This window comes from Mesorhizobium sp. M4A.F.Ca.ET.022.05.2.1 (assembly GCF_003998845.1).
Lineage (GTDB): Bacteria > Pseudomonadota > Alphaproteobacteria > Rhizobiales > Rhizobiaceae > Mesorhizobium.
Genome location: NZ_RZOJ01000497.1, coordinates 1 through 3,986 on the forward strand (window position 1 = coordinate 1; position 3,986 = coordinate 3,986).

General features: G+C 66.5%; 5 protein-coding genes. 4 read left to right on the forward strand and 1 reads right to left on the reverse strand.

What is annotated here, in order from left to right; all coding sequences use genetic code 11:
- Positions 1–274: PhzF family phenazine biosynthesis isomerase (locus EN745_RS31375; RefSeq protein ID WP_145992243.1), on the reverse strand; the 274-nt coding region annotated here is incomplete at its 3' end.
- 101 nt (positions 275–375) lie between these two features.
- Between EN745_RS31375 and EN745_RS31380 the strand changes: the two genes are divergently transcribed.
- The 4 genes from EN745_RS31380 (at position 376) to EN745_RS31395 (ending at position 3,928) form a co-directional block, all read left to right on the forward strand.
- The gene (locus EN745_RS31380) at positions 376–1,662 is read left to right on the forward strand and encodes an efflux RND transporter periplasmic adaptor subunit (RefSeq protein ID WP_126053999.1); all 1,287 of its coding nucleotides are present in this window, start codon (positions 376–378) and stop codon (positions 1,660–1,662) included.
- Positions 1,663–1,666: 4 nt separating this feature from the next.
- On the forward strand, positions 1,667–2,374 hold the full coding sequence (locus tag EN745_RS31385) for an ABC transporter ATP-binding protein (protein WP_126053998.1): 708 nt from the start codon (positions 1,667–1,669) through the stop codon (positions 2,372–2,374).
- Positions 2,371–3,588, forward strand: a complete 1,218-nt coding sequence (locus EN745_RS31390; protein WP_126053997.1) for an ABC transporter permease — start codon at positions 2,371–2,373, stop codon at positions 3,586–3,588. The genes EN745_RS31385 and EN745_RS31390 overlap by 4 nt, the downstream gene beginning before the upstream one ends.
- Before the next feature lie 97 nt (positions 3,589–3,685).
- Positions 3,686–3,928: a hypothetical protein gene (locus EN745_RS31395; protein ID WP_126053996.1), complete on the forward strand. Its 243-nt coding sequence runs from the start codon at positions 3,686–3,688 to the stop codon at positions 3,926–3,928.
- Positions 3,929–3,986 lie beyond the last annotated feature (58 nt).

The window sequence follows — 3,986 nt, forward strand, 5'->3', positions numbered from 1 at the left end:
CGCCAGCCAGATCGGCGAGCGCGATCGCCGTACCGACGGTCGGATGGCCGGCGAACGGCATTTCATAGTCGGGCGTGAAGATGCGGATGCGGGCGCGGTGCTTGGCGTTGTCGGGAGGCAGCACGAACACCGTTTCGGAAAGATTGAATTCGCGCGCGATGGCTTGCATAGCCGCCGTGTCCAGCCCCTTGCTGTCCAGGACGACAGCCACGGGGTTGCCGGCCAGCCGCTCGGTCGTAAAGACATCGTAGAGCAAGTAATCCCGGGTTTTCATTCTTGCCTCAATCCCAACATGGGCGAAATTTAATTTGTAATTCGAACCACAAAGCCTGATCTGTGCACAGATAGGGACTGTGCGCATAATAGGGGTCCAGCGTGGACCAGGTTGTCAATCCGCCAAAGACGGAATCGGATTCCGCCATCGAGACGGCGCTCGGCCTCGACCGCAACGGCCTGCGCAGGACACGCCGGCGCGGTTGGCTCTATGCCCTGCTGGCGCTGATCGCCGTTGCCGCGGCGGGTGCCTTCTATCAGTGGTATGCCGGCTCTCAGGCCAAAATCGACTATACCACCGTGCCGGCAGCCGTTGCCGACCTCACCGTCCAGGTCTCGGCCACCGGCACGCTGCAGCCGCTGACGCAGGTCGACATCTCCAGCGAACTTTCAGGCGTCGTCCGCTCGGTCGCGGTCGAGGAAAACCAGCAGGTCAAGAAGGGCGATGTGCTGGCGACGCTCGACACCGCCAAGCTCGAGGTTCAGATCGAGCGCGCCGAGGCTTCCGCCAAGGCAGCCGCGGCAGCCGTCGAGGACGCCACCGTGACGCTGAAGGAAAACGAGAACGCGCTGGCGCGCGCGAACGAACTCACCAAGCGCGGCATGGCGACCGACCAGTCGCTCGAGGCCGCGACCGCGACCCGCGACCGCTCCAAGGCGGCCCTCGACAGCGCCGAGGCCAACCTTGCCATCGCCAATGCCGATCTCAAGGCGCAGCAGACCGACCTTGCCAAGAGCACCATCTACGCGCCGATCGACGGCATCGTGCTGACGCGTTCTGTCGACCCCGGCCAGACGGTCGCCTCCTCGCTGCAGGCGCCGGTGCTGTTCGTCATTGCCGCCGACCTCAGGAACATGGAGCTGCAGGCGGCGGTCGACGAAGCCGATATCGGCTCGGTCAAGCCCGGCCAACATGCCCGCTTCACCGTCGATGCCTTTCCGGAGCGGCCCTTCGACGCCGAGATCCGCGACATCTCCTATGCGTCCGTAACCACTGACGGCGTCGTCACCTACAATGCGCGGCTGGAGGTCGACAACAGCGAGTTGCTGCTCAGGCCCGGCATGACCGCCACCGTCTCGGTCGTCACCAAACAGGCCAAGGGTGTGCTCACCGTGCCGGCCACCGCCTTCCGTTACCGGCCGGCGCCGCCCGCCGCCCGCACGTGGAGCCTGCGCGACCTGTTCACCGGCCGCATGGGCCGCCCTGGCCGCCAGCGCGACGCCACGCCGAGACCGACCGACGGCTCGCGCACGCTCTATGTGCTGGAGAATGGCCGACCCCACGCGGTCAATGTCAAGGTCGGTTCCACCGATGGCGAGCTGACCGAGATTACGTCCGGCCTCGACAAAGGCGCGCAGGTCATCACCGGCTCGCAGCTGCGGAACTGACGCCGTGTCGGGCTCCACGCTGATTGCCTTCGACAAGGTCTGGAAAAGCTACGGCCAGGGCGAAGCCCGCGTGCATGCGCTGGCCGGCGTCGATCTCGCCATCCGAAAAGGCGAGTTCGTCGCCATCATGGGCCCGTCGGGTTCCGGCAAGTCGACGGCGATGAACATCATCGGCTGCCTCGACACGCCGACTGCCGGGACCTACAGTTTCGAGGGCATCGACGCCGGCCGGCTCGACCGCAACCGCCGCGCCATGCTGCGCAACCTCTATGTCGGCTTCGTCTTCCAGGGCTACAATTTGCTGCCGCGCACCACGGCGGCAGAGAATGTCGAGCTGCCGCTGATCTATCGCGGTGTCGCCGCGCGCGAGCGCCGCCAACTTGCCATGCAGGCGCTGGCCGAGGTCGGCCTTGTGGGACGCGAGCATCACACGCCGGCCGAGCTCTCCGGCGGCCAGCAGCAGCGGGTGGCGATCGCGCGCGCCATCGTCACCAGGCCGACGCTGCTCGTTGCCGACGAACCCACCGGCAATCTCGACTCCGCCCGCACGCACGAGATCATGGAGCTCCTGACCAGGCTCAACGCCGAGCTTGGCCTCACCATCGTCATGGTCACGCACGAGGCCGACGTGGCGGCCTATGCCGAGCGCACGATCCGCTTCCTCGACGGCCATGTCGCCACCGACTCCAACAAACTGGAGGCGGCCCAATGATCTGGGAGACAGTTCGCCTGTCGCTGATCTCGATCCGCCGCAACGTGCTGCGCTCGTTCCTGACCTTGCTCGGCATCGTCATCGGCGTCGCCGCCGTCATCGCCATGCTGACCATCGGCTCCGGCACCACCGCGAAGGTCAAGTCGGATATTTCCAAGCTCGGCAGCAATTTGCTCGTCGTCCGCCCCGGCCGTCCGGCCGGGCCTGGCGGACCGGGAGGGCTCGACCAGGCGGTGCGTCCGCTTGCCGACAAGGACCTTGCCGCGCTCGTCAAGCATCTCGACGGCGCGCGCGCCATCTCGCCCGCCTCGCAAAAGCAGGTCCGCGTCATCTTCGGCACCGAAAGCGTTACATCGGGCGTCACCGGCACCGACAGCGCCTATCTCGACGCGCGCGACTGGAAGCTGGTCTCGGGGCGTCCGTTCAGCGATTCCGAGACCCGCGCCGGCGCCGGGGTCTGCCTGGTCGGCGAGACGGTGCGCCAGCAATTCTTCGGCGCCGGCGATCCGGAAGGCGAGACCATCCGCGTCAACCGCACCTCCTGCAAGATCATCGGCCTCTTGGAACCCAAGGGCTACACCGGCTTCGGCCAGGACCAGGACAATGTCGTGCTGATGCCGCTTGCCGCCTACCAGCGCCGCATCGCCGGCAACCGCGACATCGATTCGATCTACATCGCCGCCGACGACCGCACGCCGACCTCCGAACTGCAGCCGCGCGTCGAGGACATCCTGCGCGACACGCGCCGCGTCACGCCCGACCGCGATGACGATTTCTCGATCCGCGACATGACGCAGATCGCCGACGCCATGGCCAGCGCCACCACCACCATGACCGGCATGCTGGGCGCGGTTGCCGGCGTCAGCCTGCTGGTCGGCGGCATCGGCATCATGAACATCATGCTGGTCTCGGTCACCGAACGCACGCGCGAGATCGGCATCAGGCTGGCGATCGGCGCGCATGAGAAGCACATCCTCATCCAGTTCCTGGTCGAGGCGACGGTGCTGTCGCTCCTCGGCGGGATCATCGGCATCCTGATCGGCCTGGCGCTCGCCGCCATCGCCTCGGTGGCGCTGATCATCCCCTTCGCGCCGAGCCCGGCGGTCATCCTGCTCGCGGTCGGCTTTTCGGCGCTGATCGGCATGGTGTTCGGCTTCTTCCCAGCGCTGCGCGGCGCCAGGCTCGACCCGATCGACGCGCTGCGGCACGAGTGAGGCGGCGCGGTCGTTACCGGAATATGCCCTCGCCACCCCTGTCGCCACGCATCCGGCAATGCTACTGCATGGCCTCGGCACATGGGGGGAGATTCGAATGAGCAAGAAGGCGCGGCTGATCCTGGTGTTGGCGATCTTCGAGGCCGCCCTGGCCGGGCTGTGGTGGTATCTCGCCGGCTACGGTATCCAGAATCCCGATCGCGTCGCCACGAATTTTCAGGAGGTCGTCGGCCAGACGATGGGAATGGCGATGGGCGCGCTGCTTGGCCTCGGCGTCATCCTGTTCTTCATCGCCGCCCGCAACGATCGCAAGGCTTTGCAGGACAAGGCGCAGCGCTGAGCTTGCGCGCCCTTGCTCCGCGGCCTGTCAAAACGGAAGCCGCGCATTCTCCTTGACC